17 protein-coding genes are annotated in these 22,320 nt (G+C 60.6%); 11 read left to right on the top strand and 6 right to left on the bottom strand.

The window, feature by feature from the left end; all coding sequences use genetic code 11:
* Positions 1 to 44 precede the first annotated feature (44 nt).
* On the bottom strand, positions 45 to 755 hold the full coding sequence (locus tag AC1RAC_RS15120; protein ID WP_034126948.1) for a helix-turn-helix transcriptional regulator: 711 nt from the start codon (positions 753 to 755) through the stop codon (positions 45 to 47).
* A 446-nt stretch (positions 756 to 1,201) separates the two neighbouring features.
* Between AC1RAC_RS15120 and AC1RAC_RS15115 the strand changes: the two genes are divergently transcribed.
* Positions 1,202 to 1,978, top strand: coding sequence for a ferredoxin--NADP reductase (locus tag AC1RAC_RS15115; RefSeq protein WP_089042490.1), 777 nt, complete (start codon positions 1,202 to 1,204; stop codon positions 1,976 to 1,978).
* 41 nt (positions 1,979 to 2,019) lie between these two features.
* Here AC1RAC_RS15115 and mscL read toward each other — a convergent pair whose 3' ends face one another.
* Complete coding sequence (mscL, locus tag AC1RAC_RS15110; RefSeq protein WP_014720019.1) at positions 2,020 to 2,436, bottom strand: large-conductance mechanosensitive channel protein MscL; 417 nt, start codon at positions 2,434 to 2,436, stop codon at positions 2,020 to 2,022.
* Positions 2,437 to 2,723: 287 nt separating this feature from the next.
* On the opposite strand from mscL, the gene katB reads away from it, so the two are divergent.
* From katB to radA, 3 genes are read left to right on the top strand one after another with little or no spacing between them, the layout of a single operon-like run.
* Positions 2,724 to 4,265 carry a catalase KatB gene (gene katB / locus AC1RAC_RS15105; RefSeq protein ID WP_492616728.1) on the top strand — a complete coding sequence of 514 codons (1,542 nt, stop codon included), beginning with the start codon at positions 2,724 to 2,726 and terminating at the stop codon, positions 4,263 to 4,265.
* Positions 4,266 to 4,322: 57 nt separating this feature from the next.
* Positions 4,323 to 4,862, top strand: coding sequence for an ankyrin repeat domain-containing protein (locus AC1RAC_RS15100; RefSeq protein ID WP_054896156.1), 540 nt, complete (start codon positions 4,323 to 4,325; stop codon positions 4,860 to 4,862).
* Between the two features lie 35 nt (positions 4,863 to 4,897).
* A complete protein-coding gene (radA, locus tag AC1RAC_RS15095) occupies positions 4,898 to 6,265 on the top strand; it encodes a DNA repair protein RadA (protein WP_003194313.1) in 1,368 nt (455 codons plus the stop codon).
* 129 nt (positions 6,266 to 6,394) lie between these two features.
* Here radA and AC1RAC_RS15090 read toward each other — a convergent pair whose 3' ends face one another.
* Positions 6,395 to 6,763: a PilZ domain-containing protein gene (locus AC1RAC_RS15090; RefSeq protein WP_089042489.1), complete on the bottom strand. Its 369-nt coding sequence runs from the start codon at positions 6,761 to 6,763 to the stop codon at positions 6,395 to 6,397.
* Positions 6,764 to 6,937: 174 nt separating this feature from the next.
* Between AC1RAC_RS15090 and AC1RAC_RS15085 the strand changes: the two genes are divergently transcribed.
* The 3 genes from AC1RAC_RS15085 to yjiA all read left to right on the top strand — a co-directional run bounded on the left by AC1RAC_RS15085 (position 6,938) and on the right by yjiA (position 10,357).
* Positions 6,938 to 9,004, top strand: a complete 2,067-nt coding sequence (locus tag AC1RAC_RS15085; protein WP_089042488.1) for a carbon starvation CstA family protein — start codon at positions 6,938 to 6,940, stop codon at positions 9,002 to 9,004.
* A gap of 14 nt (positions 9,005 to 9,018) precedes the next feature.
* Positions 9,019 to 9,216 carry a YbdD/YjiX family protein gene (locus AC1RAC_RS15080; RefSeq protein ID WP_003194308.1) on the top strand — a complete coding sequence of 66 codons (198 nt, stop codon included), beginning with the start codon at positions 9,019 to 9,021 and terminating at the stop codon, positions 9,214 to 9,216.
* A gap of 184 nt (positions 9,217 to 9,400) precedes the next feature.
* Positions 9,401 to 10,357 carry a GTPase gene (gene yjiA / locus AC1RAC_RS15075; RefSeq protein ID WP_089042487.1) on the top strand — a complete coding sequence of 319 codons (957 nt, stop codon included), beginning with the start codon at positions 9,401 to 9,403 and terminating at the stop codon, positions 10,355 to 10,357.
* A gap of 270 nt (positions 10,358 to 10,627) precedes the next feature.
* On the opposite strand, the gene glyA is transcribed toward yjiA, so the two are convergent.
* Positions 10,628 to 11,881 carry a serine hydroxymethyltransferase gene (gene glyA / locus AC1RAC_RS15070; RefSeq protein ID WP_003194304.1) on the bottom strand — a complete coding sequence of 418 codons (1,254 nt, stop codon included), beginning with the start codon at positions 11,879 to 11,881 and terminating at the stop codon, positions 10,628 to 10,630.
* Between the two features lie 228 nt (positions 11,882 to 12,109).
* Positions 12,110 to 15,961 (bottom strand): sensor domain-containing protein, encoded by a 3,852-nt coding sequence (locus tag AC1RAC_RS15065; protein ID WP_089042486.1) that lies wholly within the window; start codon positions 15,959 to 15,961, stop codon positions 12,110 to 12,112.
* A gap of 285 nt (positions 15,962 to 16,246) precedes the next feature.
* On the opposite strand from AC1RAC_RS15065, the gene ettA reads away from it, so the two are divergent.
* Entirely contained in the window at positions 16,247 to 17,911 is a 1,665-nt protein-coding gene (ettA, locus tag AC1RAC_RS15060) for an energy-dependent translational throttle protein EttA (RefSeq protein WP_014720011.1), read from the top strand.
* 66 nt (positions 17,912 to 17,977) lie between these two features.
* On the opposite strand, the gene AC1RAC_RS15055 is transcribed toward ettA, so the two are convergent.
* The gene (locus AC1RAC_RS15055) at positions 17,978 to 18,907 is read right to left on the bottom strand and encodes a LysR family transcriptional regulator (RefSeq protein ID WP_205548070.1); all 930 of its coding nucleotides are present in this window, start codon (positions 18,905 to 18,907) and stop codon (positions 17,978 to 17,980) included.
* 95 nt (positions 18,908 to 19,002) lie between these two features.
* Between AC1RAC_RS15055 and AC1RAC_RS15050 the strand changes: the two genes are divergently transcribed.
* The 3 genes from AC1RAC_RS15050 to AC1RAC_RS15040 are packed head-to-tail and all read left to right on the top strand — an operon-like array spanning position 19,003 to position 22,306.
* Positions 19,003 to 20,196, top strand: coding sequence for an MFS transporter (locus AC1RAC_RS15050; protein ID WP_019818017.1), 1,194 nt, complete (start codon positions 19,003 to 19,005; stop codon positions 20,194 to 20,196).
* A gap of 34 nt (positions 20,197 to 20,230) precedes the next feature.
* A complete protein-coding gene (locus AC1RAC_RS15045) occupies positions 20,231 to 21,055 on the top strand; it encodes a hypothetical protein (RefSeq protein ID WP_060764967.1) in 825 nt (274 codons plus the stop codon).
* Positions 21,056 to 21,088: 33 nt separating this feature from the next.
* Positions 21,089 to 22,306, top strand: coding sequence for an MFS transporter (locus AC1RAC_RS15040; protein WP_197882975.1), 1,218 nt, complete (start codon positions 21,089 to 21,091; stop codon positions 22,304 to 22,306).
* Positions 22,307 to 22,320 lie beyond the last annotated feature (14 nt).

Genomic DNA, 22,320 nt, shown 5'->3' with positions numbered 1-22,320 from the left:
GTTACGTTTTTTTCAACGCGATGACATGCGGTGTTTTACGTGGGCTAAAACAGCCCGGCTTTAGCGGCGCGCAGCACCGCCTGGATCTTGTTATGCACGCCCAGTTTCTTGAAGGTACTGCTGATATGAAAGCCCACGGTGCGCTCGGACAGGCAAAGAATCGCGGCAATCTCGGAGGCGGTCTTGCCCATCGCGGACCACTTGAGGATTTCTGTTTCCCGGGCAGTCAATTTGCTGGGCGCTTTAATGTCGGGGGCGTCGGCGTACTTCTGCGCGACGACCGCATGCATCGCATGGCAAAGCCACAACACCTGGCCGGCTTTTTCGTAAAGCTCTTCAGGGCTGACCTCGCCCTTGCTGCGAACCAGGGTCAGCATGCTGAATACACCCTGGAAGTCATGCACGGCTTGGGTCCAGCCTAAATGCACCCCGCATGACTGGGCCAACTCCCAAAGCTTGGGGGTGTTGGCAAAGGTTTTTTGTTCCCAGAGAATGGGCAGTACCGAGGTCTTACAGTGGGTTACAACGGGGTCTACATCGAAGAAGTGCGCTTGTTTATAAATGCTAAGCCATTCATTTGGATAGTTATTAAACAAAATTGGTTTTGTTTGAGTGCTTTGTGATTGGGAACTCATGGTAAAGGAACAATATTCGAAACCTAGTTCATAAGTGTGGTTTATCACCATCTCAAACACACTGGTGATTTCACTCTCGCCGTCCAGCTTGGGCAGCCGGGCATTATGCCAATTGACCATCGGTGACTCTCCATGCGTGTATATGTGACCTGGGTACGTCCTGATCCCCCATTGCAGCTCGAAAACAAGTGTAGGGTAAGTCCTACAACTGAGCTTGAAAAATATTTTACTTGCAGGGTTTGTCTAGTTGGCCGGTTTTGTACAAGACTTGGAGCTTTGTATAAGAGCGCTAGGCAGGTATCTTTTTTTCAATACTTTTAATGTCTTGAAGGTAGTGTCAAAGTGATGTCGCTTTAAGTACCGCTTCATCTAGTGAGGTATTCAGGGCGCGTTAATAGCCAAATAATTAGTGCCAGCGTGGAGCCATGGCTGACCTGTTGGACTGGTTAAAAAACGCGCAGGCCACCCGCGTGAACCTTGAGTGACGGCAAAGCCAGTACCAATCATCAGTGTTTGCGCGGTCTGTTTTGAGGGACACTAACGGCCTGTGCAAAACGGAGCCCCCCATGACGGCCAGTGCTGAGAAATTTACCCGCCAGACCCTGCTCGATGTGCAGTCGCTGACCCCCAGCCTGTTCACCCTGCGCACCACCCGCGATGCCGGTTTTCGTTTTACCGCCGGCCAGTTCGTGCGCCTGGGCGTTACCAAGGCGGATGGCAGCACCGTCTGGCGTGCCTATTCCATCGTGTCTTCGCCGTTTGACGAGCATCTGGATTTCTTTTCCATCGTGGTCCCCGGTGGTGAGTTCACCAGTGAACTGAGCCGCCTGAAGGTGGGCGATACCTTGCTGGTCGAGCGCCAGGCCACCGGGTTTCTGACCCTCAACCGCTTTGTCGACGGGCGTGACTTGTGGTTGCTGGGAACCGGAACGGGCGTCGCGCCGTTCCTGTCGATCCTGCAGGACTTCGAAGTGTGGGAAAAATTCGAGCGCATCATCCTGGTGTACAGCGCCCGGGAAGCCAAGGAACTGGCCTACCAGTCGCTGATCGACACGCTGAGTGAGCGCGAGTACCTGGCCGAGTACGCCCACAAGCTCACCTACATTCCCATCGTCACCCGCGAGCAGCATCCGGGCACGTTGAATGGGCGTATTACGGCCTTGATCGAAAATGGCGAATTGGAGCGGGCCGCCGGCGTGGAGCTGACGGCACAGGATTCGCGCGTACTGATTTGCGGCAACCCGCAGATGGTCGATGACACGCGCCAGTTGCTCAAGCAGCGGGACATGCAACTGAGCCTGAGCCGACGACCTGGCCAGGTGGCGGTAGAAAATTATTGGTAGAAAAAAGGCGCCTTGCGAGGCGCCTTTTTTGCATCCGCAGGTTAAAGCGGCTTGTTGTTCTGTGCCTTGAGCAGATCGCGGATCTCGCCCAGCAGCACTTCTTCTTTGCTTGGCGTCGGCGGCAAGCTTGGGGCCACGGCTTCTTCACGTTTCAGACGGTTGATCGCCTTCACACCCATGAAGATTGCAAACGCGACGATTATAAAGTCGATGATGCTCTGGATGAACTTGCCGTAAGCCAGCACAACAGCGGGTACATCACCCTGTGCTGCCTTGAGCGTGACGGCCAGATCGGCAAAGTCCACGCCACCGATCAGCAGGCCGATGGGAGGCATTATCACGTCGCCTACAAATGAGGAAACAATCTTGCCGAAGGCAGCACCGATGATGATACCGACGGCCATGTCGACCACATTACCTTTGACCGCGAAGGCCTTGAACTCACTGATCACGCCCATAGGTTATTCCTTGTTACAGTTGAGGAGGGTGGAGGTCAGTGTAATTCAGTCGAACAGCGCTTGCTCGAAACAACTGTTAACACTGTCGGTTTTTATCGACACATCAAATCGCAAATAGTTTGCAAAGTGCCACTAGTCGCGCGCGAATTAGCCGCTATTTCAGCGGGTTACCAGATTTTTTTCTTAATCGGGCCTGTGGTGTTTTTCTATTTATCTTCTGACTCGCAGGTCACTAGCCTCTGGCAAGCACAACTGAATGTGCATTAAAAAAACCAGAGGAAACCTCGATGAATACTCCAATCAGCCGCAGGCCCGTGTCGGCGCGCCACGCGCTGGCACTGGTGACCGCCAGCCTGCTTTCCCTCTCCGTACAAGCCGCCAACCTGACCCGCGATAACGGGGCCAACGTCGGTGATAACCAGAACTCCCAAACCGCCGGTGCCAATGGCCCGGTGCTGCTGCAAGATGTGCAACTGATCCAGAAACTGCAACGCTTCGACCGCGAACGCATCCCAGAGCGCGTAGTGCACGCACGCGGCACGGGCGCCCATGGCACCTTCACAGTGACCGACAACCTCAGCGACCTGACCAAGGCCAAAGTGTTCGCCGCCGGTGAAACCACACCAGTGTTCGTACGCTTCTCGGCCGTGGTGCATGGCAACCACTCCCCGGAAACCCTGCGTGACCCACGGGGCTTCGCCACCAAGTTCTATACCGCCGAAGGTAACTGGGACCTGGTCGGTAACAACTTCCCCACGTTCTTTATTCGGGATGCCATCAAGTTCCCGGACATGGTCCATGCCTTTAAACCGGACCCACGCACTAACCTGGACGATGACTCGCGCCGTTTCGACTTCTTCTCCCATGTTCCAGAGTCCACTCGTACACTGACCGAGTTGTACTCGGACTCCGGCACCCCTGCCAGTTACCGCGAAATGGACGGCAACGGCGTACATGCCTACAAGTTGATTAACGCCAAAGGCGAAGTGCACTACGTCAAGTTCCACTGGAAGAGCCAGCAGGGCATCAAGAACCTTGATCCCAAGCAAGTTACCGAGGTGCAGGGGCGTGACTACAGCCATATGACCAATGATCTGGTCACGCACATCAACAAAGGCGACTTCCCTAAGTGGGACCTGTATGTGCAGGTGCTCAAGCCTGAAGACCTGGCCAAGTTTGATTTCGACCCACTGGATGCCACCAAGATCTGGCCGAATGTGCCCGAGCGCAAAGTCGGGCAAATGGTGCTGAACCGCAACCCGGCCAATGTGTTCCAGGAAACCGAGCAAGTCGCGATGGCCCCGGCCAACCTGGTACCGGGTATCGAGCCGTCGGAAGACCGCTTGCTGCAGGGGCGCGTGTTCTCCTACGCCGATACGCAAATGTACCGCCTGGGCGCGAACGCTCTGCAGTTGCCGATTAACGCTCCACGGGTCACCGTCAACAACGGCAACCAGGACGGCGCGATGAACGTCGGCAAGACCACCACCGGCGTCAACTACCAACCAAGTCGCCTGTTGCCGCGGGAAGAGCCGCAAACCGCACGCTACAGCCAGTCGCAGCTGTCGGGCAGCACCCAGCAGGCCAAGATTCAACGTGAGCAGAACTTCAAGCAGGCCGGTGACCTTTACCGCTCCTACACCAAGAAAGAGCGCGAAGACCTCATCAACAACTTTGGCGGCTCATTGGCCACCACCGATGACGAGAGCAAGCACATCATCCTGTCGTTCCTCTACAAGGCGGACCCGGAATACGGCACCGGCGTGGCCAAGGTCGCCAAGGGCGATCTGGCTCGCGTAAAGGCGCTGGCGGAAAAACTGACCGACTGATTCATTGGTTGCGGTCGGCGCCTTCACGGGCGTCGACCTTTGGCAGGAGAACACCCTATGCGTATCTCTATCGGCTTACTGATGGCCATGCTGGCCTTTACCGCTCATGCCGAGTCCCCCGACCCGGTGGCGCTCAAGGCGCAGTTGCAGGATTACTATTTCGACGCCGCCCGTCGTGGCGACCTCGACATGCTCAACACCTTCATAGAGTCCGGCTACGGCCTCAATGCCCAGGATGACAAGGGCTACACCGCGTTGATCCTGGCTGCTTATCACGGCCAGGGCCCGTATGTGGAGCGTCTGCTCGATGCCGGCGCCGACGCCTGCGTCCAGGATAAACGCGGTAACACGGCGTTGATGGGCGCCATCTTCAAAGGCGAGCTGAAAATCGCCCAGCGCCTGTTGGCCACCGACTGCAACCCCGACCAGCGCAACGGCGCAGGGCAGACCGCCGCCATGTACGCCGGGTTGTTCAAGCGCGTCGAATTGTTGGGGGCGCTGCAAGCCAAAGGCGCAGACCTGAACGCCGAGGACCCCGTGGGTAACAGTGCTTCACGTTTAGCGAAGGGCGAAATCCGGACCCCAGCTTCGCGCTGAGCTATCATCGCGGTTTTTCGGTTGGAGGTTCTCACATGGCAAAGGCCAAGCGCATGTACGGCTGCACAGAGTGCGGCGCGACCTTTCCCAAATGGGCAGGCCAGTGCTCCGAATGCGGCGCGTGGAACACGCTGACTGAAACCATGATCGAGAGTGGCGGTGCCGCGGCCCCCACCGGCCGTGCCGGCTGGACCGGGCAACAGGCGCAGATCAAGACCCTGGCCGAAGTCAGCGTCGAAGAGATTCCGCGCTTTTCCACCGCCTCCGGCGAGCTGGACCGGGTCTTGGGCGGTGGTCTGGTGGACGGCTCGGTGGTGCTGATCGGCGGTGACCCGGGCATCGGCAAGTCCACGATCCTGCTGCAAACCCTGTGCAGCATCGCCAGCCGCATGCCTGCGCTGTATGTCACCGGCGAAGAGTCCCAGCAGCAAGTGGCCATGCGCGCCCGGCGCCTGGGCTTGCCCCAGGACCAACTGCGGGTCATGACCGAAACCTGCATCGAAAGCATCATCGCCACGGCGCGCATCGAAAAGCCTAAAGTCATGGTCATTGACTCGATCCAGACGATTTTCACCGAACAACTGCAATCGGCACCCGGCGGCGTGTCCCAGGTGCGCGAAAGCGCGGCGCTGTTGGTGCGTTACGCCAAGCAGAGTGGCACGGCGATCTTCCTGGTCGGCCACGTGACCAAAGAAGGCGCACTGGCCGGGCCACGGGTGTTGGAACACATGGTCGACACCGTGCTGTATTTCGAAGGGGAATCTGACGGTCGCCTGCGCCTGCTGCGGGCGGTGAAGAACCGTTTTGGCGCCGTCAACGAACTGGGCGTGTTCGCCATGACCGATCGGGGGCTGAAAGAAGTCTCGAACCCCTCGGCGATTTTTCTCACCCGCGCTCAGGAAGAAGTTCCGGGCAGTGTGGTAATGGCGACGTGGGAAGGCACCCGGCCGATGCTGGTGGAAGTCCAGGCGCTGGTGGATGACAGCCATTTGGCCAACCCACGGCGGGTCACATTGGGCCTGGACCAGAACCGCCTGGCGATGTTGCTGGCGGTGCTGCACCGACATGGCGGCATTCCGACCCACGATCAGGATGTGTTCCTTAACGTGGTGGGCGGGGTCAAGGTGCTGGAGACTGCGTCCGACCTGGCGCTGATGGCGGCGGTGATGTCCAGCCTGCGTAATCGGCCGTTGCCCCATGACTTGCTGGTGTTTGGCGAGGTGGGTTTGTCGGGCGAAGTGCGCCCGGTGCCGAGTGGGCAGGAGCGCTTGAAGGAAGCGGCCAAGCATGGCTTCAAACGGGCGATTGTGCCCAAGGGCAATGCGCCGAAGGAGGCGCCGCCGGGGTTGCAGATTATTGCTGTGACGCGGCTGGAGCAGGCGTTGGATGCCCTGTTCGAATAATCCGCAGCACCGCTGAACCCCTGTGGGAGCTGGCTTGCCTGCGATGGCGGTGTATCAGGCAAGAATGGGTAAGCTGACCCGCCGCTATCGCAGGCAAGCCAGCTCCCACATTTTGATTGATGTGCGTTTTCAGATCTCCAGCAGGGCGCCCAGCTCGCGCTCCAGTTCTCGCTCATCACCCAGGTTCAGCTCTACAAAGCGCCGCAAATGGCTGATCGAATCCAGATCAATGTGTTTGCACACAAAGCCCAATTGACCCTGATCTTCATGGGTCAGCCGCGCTTGCATCTTTATATGCGTCTTCTGGTCCAGGCGTATGTCGACGTCAAAGGGCAGCGCTTTATTTCCCTTCCAGTTGTCAGGCCGTTCCACCAGCAATCCCTTGAGTGATAAATCCACCAGTTTTACCGGCCATTCGCTGCCGTTTTGCCGAAGTTCGGCCGTGGCATCAAAGGCGATCCGGCGAAAACGGCGACGTTCGGACGCATGCTCGGTCATGGTAAAGCCCTCTGTGAATGGGAGGAGTGTAGCCCCGGGCCATCAAGGGGCGTTTATTTCGGCTTTTTTTAGCGGTTGAAGGCTCTAGACCAACGTAGGGGGCTGGTCTTTGAGGCCAGTAGCGCTAAACTCGGGCTGGCTGTCCTTTCTGTCCACCCTGGCTGGAATATAAAAATGAAAAATAATAATAGCCTGCTACGCCACTTACCCTGGCTGGTGCTGGCAATTGTAGGAGCGTGCGCCCTGGGCGTAGTGGCCTTGCGCCGCGGCGAGGCGATCAACGCCTTGTGGATTGTGGTCGCTGCTGTGGCCATCTACCTGGTTGCGTACCGTTACTACAGTCTGTTCATCGCCAACAACGTGATGCAACTCGATCCACGGCGGGCAACCCCTGCGGTGGTCAACAACGATGGTCTGGACTACGTACCAACCAACAAACACATTCTTTTCGGTCACCACTTTGCGGCGATTGCCGGTGCAGGCCCGTTGGTCGGCCCGGTGCTGGCGGCGCAAATGGGCTATCTGCCCGGTACCCTCTGGCTGATTGCCGGGGTGGTGCTGGCCGGTGCGGTGCAAGACTTCATGGTCCTGTTCCTGTCCACCCGTCGCAATGGCCGTTCCCTGGGGGACATGGTTCGCGAAGAGATGGGCCGCATTCCCGGGACCATCGCGCTGTTCGGCTGCTTCCTGATCATGATCATCATCCTCGCGGTGCTGGCGCTGATCGTGGTCAAGGCCCTGGCCGAGAGCCCATGGGGCATTTTCACGGTGATGGCGACCATCCCGATCGCGATGTTCATGGGCATCTATATGCGCTACATCCGCCCGGGCCGCATCGGGGAAATCTCGATCATCGGCGTGCTGTTGCTGCTGGGTTCGATCTGGCTGGGCGGGCAGATTGCCGCTGATCCAGAGTGGGCCAAGGCGTTCACCTTCACCGGTATCCAGATCACCTGGATGCTGATCGGCTACGGCTTCGTGGCTGCTGTGCTGCCGGTGTGGCTCATCCTGGCGCCCCGCGACTACCTGTCGACGTTCCTGAAAATCGGCACCATCATCGCCCTGGCGATTGGCATCCTGGTCACCATGCCTGACCTGAAAATGCCGGCACTCACCCAGTTCATCGACGGCACCGGCCCGGTGTGGAAGGGCGGCCTGTTCCCGTTCCTGTTCATCACCATTGCCTGTGGCGCGGTCTCGGGCTTCCATGCGCTGATCTCCTCGGGCACCACGCCCAAGCTGCTGGCCAGTGAAAGCCACGCCCGTTACATCGGTTACGGCGGCATGCTGATGGAGTCGTTCGTGGCCATCATGGCGATGGTTGCCGCTTCGGTGATCGAGCCTGGCGTGTACTTCGCCATGAACAGCCCGGCTGCCATTGTCGGTACCGACGTGGTCACCGTGGCGCAAACCGTCAGCAGCTGGGGCTTTGCAATTACCCCTGAGGCGTTGTCGGCCGTTGCCCACGATATCGGCGAAACCACCATCCTGGCCCGTGCCGGCGGTGCGCCGACGTTGGCGGTAGGTATCGCGCAGATCCTGCACAGCGTGCTGCCGGGTGAAAACACCATGGCGTTCTGGTACCACTTTGCGATCCTGTTCGAAGCGCTGTTCATCCTTACGGCAGTGGATGCCGGTACCCGCGCCGGTCGTTTCATGCTGCAAGACCTGCTCGGTTCCTTCGTGCCTGCGCTCAAACGCACCGAGTCGTGGACTGCCAACCTGATTGCTACCGCAGGCTGCGTGGCGATGTGGGGTTACTTGCTGTACCAGGGCGTGATCGACCCGCTGGGTGGCATCAATACCTTGTGGCCGCTGTTCGGTATCTCCAACCAGATGCTGGCCGGTATCGCGCTGATGCTGGCGACCGTTGTGCTGATCAAAATGAAGCGTCAGCGCTACATTTGGGTGACCATGTTGCCGGCTGTCTGGCTGCTGATCTGCACCACCACCGCAGGCTTCATCAAGCTGTTCGACGCCAACCCGGCGATCGGCTTCCTGTCGCTGGCCAAGAAATACAGCGATGCCCTGGCTAACGGCCAGATCCTCGCCCCGGCCAAGAGCATCGACCAGATGCAACACGTGATCTGGAACGCCTACACCAACGCAACGCTGACGGCGCTGTTCCTGTTCGTGGTGTTCAGCATCCTGTTCTATGCGCTCAAAGTCGGCGTCGCCGCCTGGGGCAACGAAGAGCGTACGGATAAAGAAGCCCCGTTCCAGGCTGCACCGGACGCATAACGAGGATTGCAGACATGTTCAATGACATCAGTCGCCTCGGTAAATACCTCGGTCAGGCCGCCCGCCTGATGGTCGGCATGCCCGACTACGACACCTACGTCGAGCATATGCAAACCAAACACCCGGACAAGCCGGTGATGGACTACAAGGCGTTCTTCCGGGAGCGCCAGGAAGCCCGTTACGGCGGCAAGGGTGGGCCCAAATGCTGCTAACCCGGTAACGCGGGCCAATGCGATACCCCTGTGGGAGCAGGGTTTTCTGTGGGAGCTGGCTTGCCTGCGATAGCATCACCTCGGTCTGACGCAAGCACCGAGTTGTCTGCATCGCAGGCAAGCCAGCTCCCACAGAGGCCTTTGCTCCCACATTTGTTTCTGTGTTTCTTCAAGGAGAATCTCTTTGTCCTCTCCCATCCCCGTCACCATCCTCAGCGGCTTCCTCGGTGCCGGCAAGACCACCTTGCTGCGCCACCTGCTCAAAGCCGAGCACGGCTTGAAAATCGCTGTGATCGAAAACGAATTCAGTGACGCCGGTATCGACACCCAATTGCTGGGCGACGAGCCAGTGCAAGTGATGACCCTGTCCAACGGCTGCGTGTGCTGCACCATCCACACCGACCTGACCAAAGCCCTGTACCTGTTGCTGGAACGCCTGGACAGCGGCGAGATCGCCTTCGACCGGCTGGTGATCGAATGCACCGGCCTGGCCGACCCTGCGCCGGTGGCCCAGACCTTCTTCATCGACGAAGAGCTGCGCGAACGCTATATCCTCGACGGCATCATCACCCTGGTGGATGCGGCCCACGCCGAGCATCATCTGACCCAGACCATCGCCCAGGCCCAGATCGGCTTTGCCGACCGCCTGTTGGTGAGCAAGCGCGACCTGGTAGACGACGCCAGCTTCGACGCCCTCAGCCAGCGCCTCACCCGCATCAACCGCCGTGCGCCAATTCGTGTGGTGGATCACGGCAAGATTGACCTGGCCGAATTGCTGGATGTGCGCGGCTTCAACCTCAACGCCGGCATGAGCCTGCGCCCGGTGAGTGCAGCGCCTTCGGTCGACCGTATTTCCAGCCTGGTGCTGCGCACCGACCAGCCGCTGGATATCGACCGTCTCAGCGAGTTCATGAACGAACTGCTGGAAGACCATGGCAAGCAACTGCTGCGTTACAAGGGCGTATTGAACATTGCCGGAGAAGACCGACGCATGGTGTTCCAGGGCGTGCTGAAGCTGTATGGCTTCGACTGGGATACCGAATGGGCCGAGGGCGAGGTGCGGGAGAGTGTGATCGTGTTTATTGCCGATGAGCTGCCCGAAGACAAGATCCGCCAAGGCTTTGAGCGGGTCTACCAATAAACCCGACTTGAAATGCACTCCAATGTGGGAGCTGGCTTGCCTGCGATAGCGGCGGGTCAATCACTGATGGGCTGACTGCAAAACCGCCATCGCAGGCAAGCCAGCTCCCACACTTGACCCTGTTTCAAATTGAAATCGGCATAAAAAAGCCCACTTGTAGGAGCGAGCTTGCTCGCGAAGAACTCACAGGCAACGCGTGCACCCAAGATGCACGCGTTATCGTTGACGTTTTTCGCGAGCAAGCTCGCTCCTACAGTGGGCTTCTTGGTATTACGCGCCGTATACCGGCAGCTTCTTGCAGATAGCCTTGACCTTCTCACGTACCGCGTCGATCACGGCTTCGTTGTTCAGGTCGGCCAGGATGTCGCAGATCCAGCCCGCCAGTTCCTTGCACTCGGCTTCCTTGAAGCCACGGGTGGTCACTGCCGGGGTGCCGAAGCGCAGGCCGGAGGTGACGAACGGCGAACGTGGATCGTTCGGCACGGAGTTCTTGTTCACGGTGATGAAAGCTTTGCCCAGGGCAGCGTCAGCATCTTTACCGGAAATGTCCTGCTTGATCAGCGACAGCAGGAACAGGTGGTTTTCGGTACCGCCGGACACCACGTCAAAACCGCGCTCGATGAACACGCTGGCCATGGTCTTGGCGTTCTTGACCACTTGTTGCTGGTAGGTCTTGAACTCAGGCTGCAGTGCTTCCTTGAAGCAGATCGCCTTGGCCGCGATCACGTGCTCCAGCGGGCCGCCTTGGGCGCCCGGGAAAACGGCGGAGTTGAGCTTCTTCTCGATCTCGGCGTTGGCGCGTGCCAGGATCAGGCCGCCACGTGGACCGCGCAGGGTCTTGTGGGTAGTGGTGGTGACCACGTCAGCGTAAGGCACTGGGTTGGGGTAAACGCCCGCAGCTACCAGACCGGCCACGTGGGCCATGTCGACGAACAGGTAGGCACCGACCTTGTCGGCGATTTCACGGAAACGTGGGAAGTCCAGGATCTGCGAGTAGGCAGAGAAACCGGCCACGATCATTTTTGGCTTGTGCTCGACGGCCAGGCGCTCGACTTCATCGTAGTCGATCAGGCCGTTGGCATCGATACCGTACTGAACGGCGTTGTACAGCTTGCCGGAGGACGAAACCGTGGCACCGTGGGTCAGGTGACCGCCATGGGCCAGGCTCATGCCCAGGATGGTGTCGCCGCCTTGCAGCAGGGCCAGGTACACGGCGCTGTTGGCTTGGGAGCCGGCGTGTGGCTGGACGTTGGCGTAATCGGCGCCGAACAGCTCTTTGGCACGGTCGATGGCCAACTGCTCAACCACGTCGACGTACTCGCAACCACCGTAGTAGCGCTTGCCTGGGTAGCCTTCGGCGTACTTGTTGGTCAGAACCGAACCTTGAGCCTCCATCACCGCAGGGCTGGTGTAGTTTTCCGAAGCGATCAGCTCAATGTGCTCTTCCTGGCGCACGGCTTCTTGCTCCATGGCGGCGAAGAGATCGGCGTCGTACTTGGCAATAGTCAAATCACGGCTGAACATGGCGGTCCTCAAGGATCGGGGGCAGAAAAGGAGGGCATTCTAACTCAATGGGTTTTAGATGGCATATGAAAGGACATCATGTCGCGGACAAGTGGGGTTCATCTGGGGATGATCGTTCCCACGCTCTGCGTGGGAATGCATCCCGTGACGCTCTGCGTCACATTTAAAAGCGGACGCAGAGCGTCCAGAATTGCGTTCCCACGCGGAGCGTGGGAACGATCAGGGACTTCAGTCAAACATGAACAGCGCATCATTACTGAACTGCACCTCAAACCGATTCGCCGGCATCGGCCGCCCGAACAGGTAACCCTGCACCTCATCACAGCCATGCTCACGCAGGAAGTCCAACTGCTCATGGGTTTCCACGCCTTCGGCAATCACCGCCAGGTTCAGGCTGTGGGCCATGGCAATAATCGCCCGGGCGATCTGCGCGTCCTGCTCACCGGAGGGCAGGCCATCGACGAAGGTGCGGTCGATCTTCAGCACATCGATGGGGAATTGCTTGAGGTAGTTGAGCGACGAATAGCCGGTGCCAAAGTCATCCACCGCGATGCTCAGGCCCAGGTTTTTCAGGCTGGCGAGGATCTGCAGGGCTTCGTTGACTTCACGCATCAGGATACTTTCGGTCAGTTCCAGCTCCAGGCACGCCGGCGGCAGGCCGGTGTCCTTGAGAATGGTGGCGATACGCGTGCCCAGTTGGCCGTCGGAGAACTGCCGCGCCGAGATGTTTACCGAGACTTTAGGGACTCGCACCTTGTTCTGGTGCCAGGTCTTGAGCTGGCGACAGGCTTCGCCGATCACCCAGTCGCCCACATCCACCACCAGCCCGAGCTCTTCCAGCACCGGGATAAAGTCCCCGGGCGGTACCAGGCCACGGCGCGGGTGGCGCCAGCGCAGCAGGGCTTCGGCGCCGGTCAGGCGTTTGCCGTCGCCGCTGAATTGCGGCTGGTAATAGAGCACGAATTCGTTCTGGTCCAAGGCGTGGCGCAGGTCGCTTTCCAGTTCCAGGCGCTCCAGGGCGCTGGCGTTCATGTCGGCCTGGTAGAACTGGAAGTTGTTCTTGCCGCGCTCTTTAGCGTGATACATCGCCGTGTCGGCGTTTTTCATCAATTGGCTCAGCTCGTTGCCGTCTTGCGGGCTCAGGGCGATGCCGATGCTGGCGGTCACGAAGAATTCGCGGCCCTCCAGCACAAAAGGTTTGACCAGGCTGGCGAGGATCTGCTCGGCCACATGAATGGCGCGGTTCAGCGCCATGTCGCGGCTGACCCGTGGTTGCAGGAGCAAGGTGAATTCGTCGCCGCCCATGCGCGCCACGGTGTCGTCCTCGGCCACGCAGCCGAGCAGGCGCGTGGCCATTTCCTTGAGCATGCGGTCGCCGGCCGCGTGGCCGAGGGAGTCGTTGATCGGCTTGAAGCGGTCAAGGTCGAGGAACATCAGCACCACCCACGACTTCTGCCGTTCGGCGGACTGCAACGCGGTGTGCAGGCGGTCCTGGAACAGCGTGCGGTTGGGCAGGTGGGTCAGGGCGTCATAGTAGGCCAGGCGGTGGATGCGCTGCTCACTGGCCTTGCGCTCGCTGATATCGCTGAAGAAACACACGTAACTGGCCAGGTCGCCTTCGTCGTCGAACACCGCGGTAATGCCGACCCAGGCCGGGTAATGCTCGCCATTGAGACGCTTGAGCCACACCTCGCCTTCCCAGGTGCTGTGCTGGTGCAATTGCTTGAGCACATAACGCAGATGGGCTTCCTGCTGCTCATCGACGGTGAGCATATTGGGCAACTGGTCGAGCACATCGCTCACCGCATAGCCGCTGACCCGGCTGAACGCCTCGTTGGCTTGCACGATATAACCGGCTGGGTCGGTGATCAGGATGGCCGAGGTGGAATGCTCAAATACCGTGGCCGCCATGCGCAGGTCTTTTTCGGCGCGGCGTTGCTGGCTGATATCGCGGCCCACGCCGAGGATGCCTTCAAACGCGCCATTTTCATCCCACACCAGCACCAGGCGCAGTTCTATCGGCACCTTGCGCCCGTCGGCGCGCAGGCAGTCGAACAGAAACAGTTGGGTCTGCAGTTCATCGCGCAAGGTGTTCAAGGCGTCGGGGTTGCCGAGGGCGCGGCTGACCTGTTCCATCAGGCTGTAAATGCCGGTCAACTGCTGAGGGTTGGCAACGATCGACTGCCAGCCGTTCTTGAACACCCAGTCCACGTCATAGCCCAGGACGGTGTTGACCGAGGGGCTGATGTAGTTGAGGGCCAGTTGGCTGTCGGTGGAGCAGATCACGTCGCTGATGCTTTCGGCCAGCATCCGGTAGCGCTGTTCACTGTCGCGCAGTGATTCACTGGCCTCGATCTGGTCGGTAATGTCCTTGGCCACGCCGATGATCCGGGTGACCACCGTAGACGTATCGCGGGCCAGGGCCTGTTCGCGGATATCGAAGCGGCGCCACTGGTTATTGCGGTGACGAAAGCGCAGTTGGCAGTGCAATTGGGTCGTATAGCCGACCTGGCGTTGTTGTTCGCGCGCGTCATGGTAGTGCTCGGCGTCTTCGGGGTGCAGCAGGATTTCCCAGAAGTACTCACCCATTTGCTGCAACTCGGCTTTGTTGTAGCCCAGGGTGTGACCCAAATGATGGTTGCTGAAAATCATGCGCTGGCTGATCACATCTTGCACATACAGGTGATCGGGCACGGTGCGCACCACATCCGACCAGAAACTTTCACGCTCCACCAGCGATAACTCGATCAGCTTGCGGCTGGTGATGTCGCTGATGCTGAGAATCACGGCCTTGACGTCGTCCTGCTGCTCCGGCAAACGCATCACCAGCCACAGGTACTGTTCGTTGCCGGCCACGTCGTTGAGCTGGATTTCCAGCTCCAGCTGTTTTTGCCGGGTCAGTACGGCCTCCAGCACCTGATAGCCGATGGACGTGGCATTGCTCGGGCAATCATCGATCAGGCGCTCCCACGCCTGCTCGCAAGACGCGACGTTGAGCAGGCGCACGGCCATCTGGTTGACCTCGGTGACGCGCAACTCCTTGAGCAGTTGCTTGCGCTCGGCGGGGTTGGCCTGCAACCAGGCGTGCAACTGCTCACGGCTTTGCACCTGGGTCTTGTTGCAAAACGCCTTGAGCCCCGACAGGTCCAACACGCACAACGCGACGCCGGTGCCTTCGAAGATGTCCTGATAGCGTCGCCGGCCTTCGTTCACCTGGCGTTGGCGACGGCGCATGTTGAGCAGCACGATCACCGGGATCAGCGAAAACGCCAGGCCCAGCAGGCACTTGCCGATAAAGGCCGGCAGCAGTTGTTCCAGCACCGCACTGCGGTCAAACATGCCGCGCAGTTGCCAATCGCTTTTGCTCAACGGCGTGACCAGCACGCTGCGGTTCAATTCTTCCGGTGTCAGGGCGCTGGACCACTGCGCCGGCATGCCGCTGTCACGGCTGACCACACGATGGTTCAGGCTGTTCTCGATTGCCCACATCGGGCGCTGGCCCTGGACATCCTGGCGTGTGAGGTTGGCCAGATAATTGGGCGCCAGGCGCAAGGCCCAGTACATCTTGGAGCCACCGCTGGGTTGGTGCAGCAACAGATAGATGACCGTGCCGTCATTGTCGTTGCTCAGGTAGTAGGACTGGGCGTGACTGCGCTTGACCAGGTCTTCGAGCAGGGCACTGTCTTGGCTGCCTTCGGCAGTGTCGCTGATCAGTGCGCCGCTGGGGGCGAGCAGGGCGAAGCTGCGCAGGTCCGGCAGCGAGCGCTGCAAGGTGCGCATCAGGGCCTGCTGCTGTTCGGCATTGCGCGGCGGCTCGACAATCGGCAACAGGTTCAGGGCGATCTGCGCGCTCAGGGCCATGCTCTGGCTGATCTGCTCGGCCAGGTCGGCGCTGTAGTCGATGGTGTATTGCTGTTGGTTTTTCTGGTTCTGCTGCAATTGGTCCAACAGTTGCCAGAACAACAAGGCGAGCAACAGCAGGACAAGCGTCGCCAACGCGCCTTTCAAGGTGCCGTGCAGGGGCGCTCCCGGCGCAATATGAGCGGCGCGCAAGGGCGTGGGCGGCGTGACGTTGGACAAACTGTGATCCTGCGGTTTGGCTGGACTGGCGCGCGACGTGCACTATAAGCCGGACGCCCGAAGGGCGGCTAGCATGCCTTGAGTTGTGGCAAAGTGCCAGTCCTGCCTGGCTGGACTGCCCCAGCGCATTCAGGTAGCTTTGCCGGTTACGCGGGGGCGTTCCAGCCCCAGACATTCAGGCTTTTTTTGCTCGCTGGCATTGATGATAGTCAAAGGCCCGCGCGGCGCATGGCCTGGCACGGGCTTCGTCCGCTTAATTCATCAGTCACTGACGCTAGGTTCACCATGGCTCAATACGTCTTCACCATGCATCGGCTGGGAAAAGTTGTTCCGCCGAAGCGGGAAATCCTGAAAAACATTTCGCTGTCCTTCTTTCCAGGCGCCAAGATCGGCGTGCTCGGCCTCAACGGTTCGGGTAAGTCCACCCTGCTGAAAATCATGGCGGGCGTCGACACCGAGTTCGAAGGCGAAGCCCGCCCGATGCCGGACCTGAACATCGGTTACCTGCCGCAAGAGCCGATCCTGGACCCGACCAAGACCGTGCGCGAAGTGGTCGAAGAAGCCGTCAGCGTGATCAAGGACGCCCAGGCCCGCCTCGATGAGGTGTACGCCGCCTACGCCGAACCGGATGCCGACTTCGACAAGCTGGCCGCCGAACAGGCCAAGCTCGAAGCGATCCTGCAGGCGGGCGATGGCCACAACCTGGAGCGCCAACTGGAAGTCGCCGCCGATGCGCTGCGCCTGCCAGCCTGGGACGCCAAGGTTGAACACCTGTCCGGTGGTGAGAAGCGTCGTGTGGCCCTGTGCCGCCTGCTGCTGTCGGCCCCTGACATGCTGCTGCTCGACGAACCGACCAACCACCTGGACGCCGATTCTGTCGCCTGGCTGGAGCATTTCCTCCACGATTTCCCGGGCACCGTGGTTGCGATCACGCACGACCGTTACTTCCTGGACAACGTCGCCGGCTGGATCCTGGAGCTCGACCGCGGCGCCGGTATCCCTTACGAGGGCAACTACTCCGGTTGGCTGGAAGCCAAGTCCGACCGTCTGGCCGCCGAATCCAAGCAGCAATCGGCCCACGAAAAAGCCATGAAGGAAGAACTGGAGTGGGTGCGCAAAGGCGCCAAGGCCCGCCAGTCCAAATCCAAGGCGCGTCTGCAACGCTTTGAAGAAATGCAGTCGCAGGAATTCCAGAAGCGCAGCGAAACCAACGAGATCTACATCCCGGCTGGTCCGCGCCTGGGTGACAAGGTCATTGAGTTCAAGAACGTGACCAAAGGCTATGGCGACCGCGTGCTGATCGACAACCTGTCGTTCGCCATGCCAAAAGGCGCGATCGTCGGCGTTATCGGCGGTAACGGTGCGGGTAAATCCACACTGTTCCGCATGCTGATGGGCAAGGAAACCCCGGACTCCGGCAGCATCGAGATCGGTGACACCGTGCAGTTGGCCTGTGTGGACCAGAGCCGCGACGACCTCGACGGCAGCAAGACTGTGTTCCAGCAGATCTCCGACGGTTCCGACCAGATCCGTATCGGCAACTATGAAATCCCGTCGCGCACCTACGTCGGCCGTTTCAACTTCAAGGGCGGCGACCAGCAGAAGTTCGTCAAGGACCTGTCCGGTGGTGAGCGCGGTCGCTTGCACCTGGCCCTGACCCTGAAAGAGGGCGGCAACGTCCTGCTGCTCGACGAACCGTCCAACGACCTCGACGTTGAAACCCTGCGTTCCCTGGAAGAAGCCCTGCTGGACTTCCCGGGCGCCGCCATTGTGATCTCTCACGATCGGTGGTTCCTTGACCGCGTCGCGACCCACATCCTGGCGTACGAAGATGACTCCCAAGCGGTGTTCTTCGAAGGTAACTACACCGAGTACGAAGCCGACCGTAAAAAGCGCTTGGGTGAGGCCGCTGCCCAGCCGCACCGCGTACGCCACAAAAAACTGGCCTGATGCTGCAATAGCCGCAACAGCCTGTTGAAAAAATACCCCTCACGCAGGGGTATTTTTTTGCCCGCGTTATGCCGGGAGCGTCGTGGGCGCCAGCGCTGGGCGGCTGCGCAGCAATTCTTCGACCACCCCCATGAACGCCTCGACCAACAATGAGCGTGACGGTGAGCGCGTGAGTATCAGCAGGTGTACCCAGGCTTCGGGGTCTGCCAAGGGGCGGTAGACCACGCCTTTCCTGGCCAGGGTTCGGGTGCACTGGGGCACGAGCGAGACACCTTGGCCTGCCGCCACCAGGGCGATGATCGAGGTGATCTGGCGCCCCGCAGGGCCCGGGCGCAGCGCCAGGCCACGGCGTTGATACAGGTGCTCGATGGAGCCGTTGAGGCCCGAACCGTAATCGCTGGGGAACAGAATCAACGGGTACTCACTGAGCTGGGCGAGGGTGACTTCGCTCTGCTCCGCCAGCGCGTTGTCGCTGCAAAGAGCCGCCACCAGCGGTTCTTGCCCCAACGACAAAGCCTCGACGCCGGTTTGCCCGGCCTCAGGCAGCAGGCGGCTCATGCCGACGTCGATGCGCCCGTCCAGCACGTGCGTGTGCAGGCTGCCGGAAGCGCTCTCCACCAGGGTCAGTTGCACATCGGGAAAACGCTGGGCGAAGGCTTGCAGGGTTTGGCTGAAGAGTTCCGACAACGCGATCGAGCTGGCATAGCCTACGACCAGTTGGCCGGTCGAGCCGGCAGCCAATTTGGCGGCGATGTCTTGTGCAAGCCTGGCGTGTTCCAGCGCTGCGCGGGCATACGGCAAAAAGTGCTGGCCTTGGGCGGTCAGTGTGACCGTACGACTGGTGCGGTCGAACAGGCGAAAGCCAAGCTCGGTTTCCAGGGCCGAAATCTGCCGCGTCAGGGGCGGCTGGGCAAGGTGCAGGCGCTGGGCCGCGCGGCCGAAGTGCAGCTCTTCGGCGACCGTCAGGAAGTACCGTAACTTGCGTAGATCAAGCATTCTGTTTCCTGGGTATTGATCGGTCCGAATTCGGTATTGGTGTTCCCTGCGCTGGGTATTCTATAAACATCCTCGACTATAAGACGAGAGGCCACATGAACCCGCGCATGCATCACGCCCGCTTCGCCGTGTTCCTGTGTGGCTGTGCGGCGTTTCTGAATCTCTATGCGACACAGAGCATCCTGCCTGCGTTTGCCGAAAGCTTCCAGGTGAGTGCCCGGCAGGCAGGGTGGAGCATTACGGTGACCACGCTGGCGGTGGCGGTGACCGCGCCGTTTGTCGGGCGCCTGACCGGCCGTTTCGAGCAGCGCACGGTGATTGCCGTGGCCGCATTGCTGCTGGCGCTACCGACGCTGCTGACGGCCTATGTGGACAGTTTTGCCGAGCTGCTGGTGTGGCGTTTTGTCGAAGGGATGTTGATCCCAGTGGTGTTCGCCACCAGCGTGGCTTATATCGGTGATCGCTGGCGTGCGGCCACGGTCACCGAGATCACCAGTTTGTACGTCGCGGGGACGGTGCTCGGTGGGTTTGCCGGGCGCTTTGTCTCGGGGGTCATGACCCAATATGTGGGCTGGCGCGAAGCCTTCGAACTGTTGGCGGTGATCAGCCTGCTGGTCGGCCTGCTGATTGTGTGGCTGTTGCCGGCCAATCCGGTGGCGCGGCCCGGCGTTGCGGCCGTGGGCATGCACGGGGTGCGCCGGCTCCTGCGCAAACCCTTGCTGGCGGCCTATGGCGTCGGTTTCTGCGTGCTGTTCTCCCAAGTCGCAACCTTTACCTATGCCGGGCTGTATCTCAGCCAGGCCCCGTTCAACCTGGGCGCCGCCGCCTTGGGCACTTTGTATGCGGTGTTCCTGCTGGCGCTGGTGGTCATTCCTGTTGCGGGGCGCTTGAGCAAATCGCGACCACAATCGCAGTTACTGACCGGCGCTGTGGCGCTCGGCATCTGTGGCTCGGCGCTGACATTGTTGCCGTCCCTGTGGCTGATCGTGTTGGGGCTGGCCCTGAGTTCGACCGGCGTATTCCTGGCACAGGCATCCGCCAATGCGTATATCGCCACCACGGCAGGCCCGGACAAGTCCGGCGCCGTGGGGCTGTACCTGACCGGTTATTACCTGGGCGGCAGCGCCGGCGCCGTGGCCCCGGCCATGCTCTGGAATCAATGGGGCTGGCCGGGCTGCGTGGCGTTGGTCGCAGGTTTTCAGCTGTTGTCGCTGGCGATTGCCCTGCTGGGCTGGAAACCGGTAAAGCCCCAGGCCCTGATCGCCGGACAGCGGGGCAAACCAGCCTGATTTTTCATCCAATAAAGGACTATGAGAGGTGAACATGACTAACACCGTGATCAAGCGCAGCCAGTTGTTGAAGCTCATCGAACCGGTATTGAACGACATGCCGGCCGGTGCCTTGCGCCACGCGCTATTCGAAGCCTTCTGGGCTCAGGAAGACGCGCTGGTGGATATCGAAGACGCTTTTGCGCGACTCACCTCGCGTCGGCATTCGCCGGCGGTACTGCGCAAGTTCTTCGCCAGTTGGTCCAAGACCAATAATTCGGCAGCCAGTGTGTCCGGCCTGGCCAACCGCATTACCTTGCTGGCGCGCTCCGATGAAGGCTCCGCCGCCGCCGCGCAGTTGTACCGCGCCTGCGGCAGCCTGCAACGCATCACCGATGAAGATCTGGGCGCGTTGGGTAATACCTTGCACGCGGACCTGTTCTACACCATGGCCACCGCGCTGTGCGGCGATGACCAGTGGATATTGAAGGACAATTGCCTGCCCTCGGCACAGGCGTTCAAGGACTGGACCGACACCCGCCGCCTGCGTGATCGCGACCTGCTGCAGGGGTTACTGACCACGTTGATCCACGAGGTGTACACCCATGGCGAAGTGGAATTCATCCACCCGTTGTACTCGCAGTGGTTCGTGCGGGACATGGGCGTGCCGCCGGAGAAATCCCGTGCGACGGTGGCCTGGGTCACGGTGCACACCGGCGGTACCGAGAGCAACCATTTCGCCCATGCAGTGGCGGCGGTGAATGAGTTCACCACTGCCATGCAGATTGAAGTGGACCCCGCCGCGGCACGCGACATTTTTGCCCAATACCTGCAGCGTAAAGCCAGTGTGATGAGCGACTGTGCGCAGTTGCTGGGTTAACCCGGCCTTTTTGCCTGAGAGCCTCTGACCCAGATGAACACCCTGAAGCAGACCGCAGCGCCATCGTTGTCGCCGCCTGACCCGGTCACCGTGCGTCGCCGCGCTCTGGTGGCCGGCTGCGGCGCGCATGCCGTGCACGACGGGCTGACCGATGTGATTTATGTGCTGTTGCCGATCTGGCAAGCGCAGTTCGGCCTCAGCTACGCCCAGATCGGCCTGTTGCGTGGTGCTTACGCGGGCATGATGGCCGGTTTTCAGTTACTGGCCAGCCGGGCTGCCGCGCGCTGGGGGCGTGAACGCTTGCTGGTAGGTGGCACGGCGTTGGCGGGCCTGGCCTACCTGCTGGCCGGCCAGGCCGGTGGGCTGGGCGTGTTGCTGTTGGCGCTGCTGCTGGGCGGGCTCGGCGCGAGTACGCAGCACCCGCTGGCCTCGTCGTTGATCACCGATACGCACGAGGCCGGCGGGGGCGTCAAACAAGCGCTGTCGCAGTACAACTTCAGCGGGGATATCGGCAAGACCCTGATCCCGGGGCTGATCGGCCTGTTGCTGGCGGTCATCAGTTGGCGCGCCAGTGTCACCCTGCTGGGTGTACTCGGGCTGCTGGCGGCAGGCCTGTTGTGGTGGCTGATCCCGGCACGCGCCGAGGCTTCGGCGGCGCCGCTGAAAGCCACCCGTACGGGCGGCGGCGCCGGCTCCGCGAGCGGCCTGCGTGCGCTGATCGTGACCGGCACGCTGGACAGCGCCGTGCGCATGGGTTTCCTCACGTTCCTGCCGTTTTTGCTCAAGGCCAAGGGCGCCGGGCCTGCGGGCATCGGTCTGGCGCTGACCATGCTGTTCGTGGGGGGCGCCTTCGGCAAATTGTTGTGCGGTTACCTCGGTGCGCGCATCGGCATGATGAAAACGGTATGGGCCACGGAGTTCACCACGGCCGTGCTGATCGTCATGGCGGTGTACTTACCCTACGCCGGCTTGATGGTGATGTTGCCGCTGCTGGGGCTGGCGCTGAACGGCACGTCGTCGGTGCTGTACGGCGCAGTCCCGGACCTGGCAGGGCCGGGCAGGCGCGACCAGGCGTTCGCCGTGTTCTACACCGGCACCATCGGTGGCGGCGCCTTGGCGCCGGTGCTGTTCGGCAGCCTTGGGGATGCCACCGGTGTGCCCATGGCCGTCCTGTTGCTGGCCGCCACCCTGTTGCTGACCTTGCCGCTGTCCTGGCGGGTTCAGCAAGGGCTGGAGGCCCAAGCCCGGTAGGGCGAACGAATTTT

The sequence above is a fragment of the Pseudomonas sp. GW823-FHT02F05 genome, from assembly GCF_058797315.1.
This window is presented reverse-complemented; position numbering and strand designations above follow the sequence as displayed.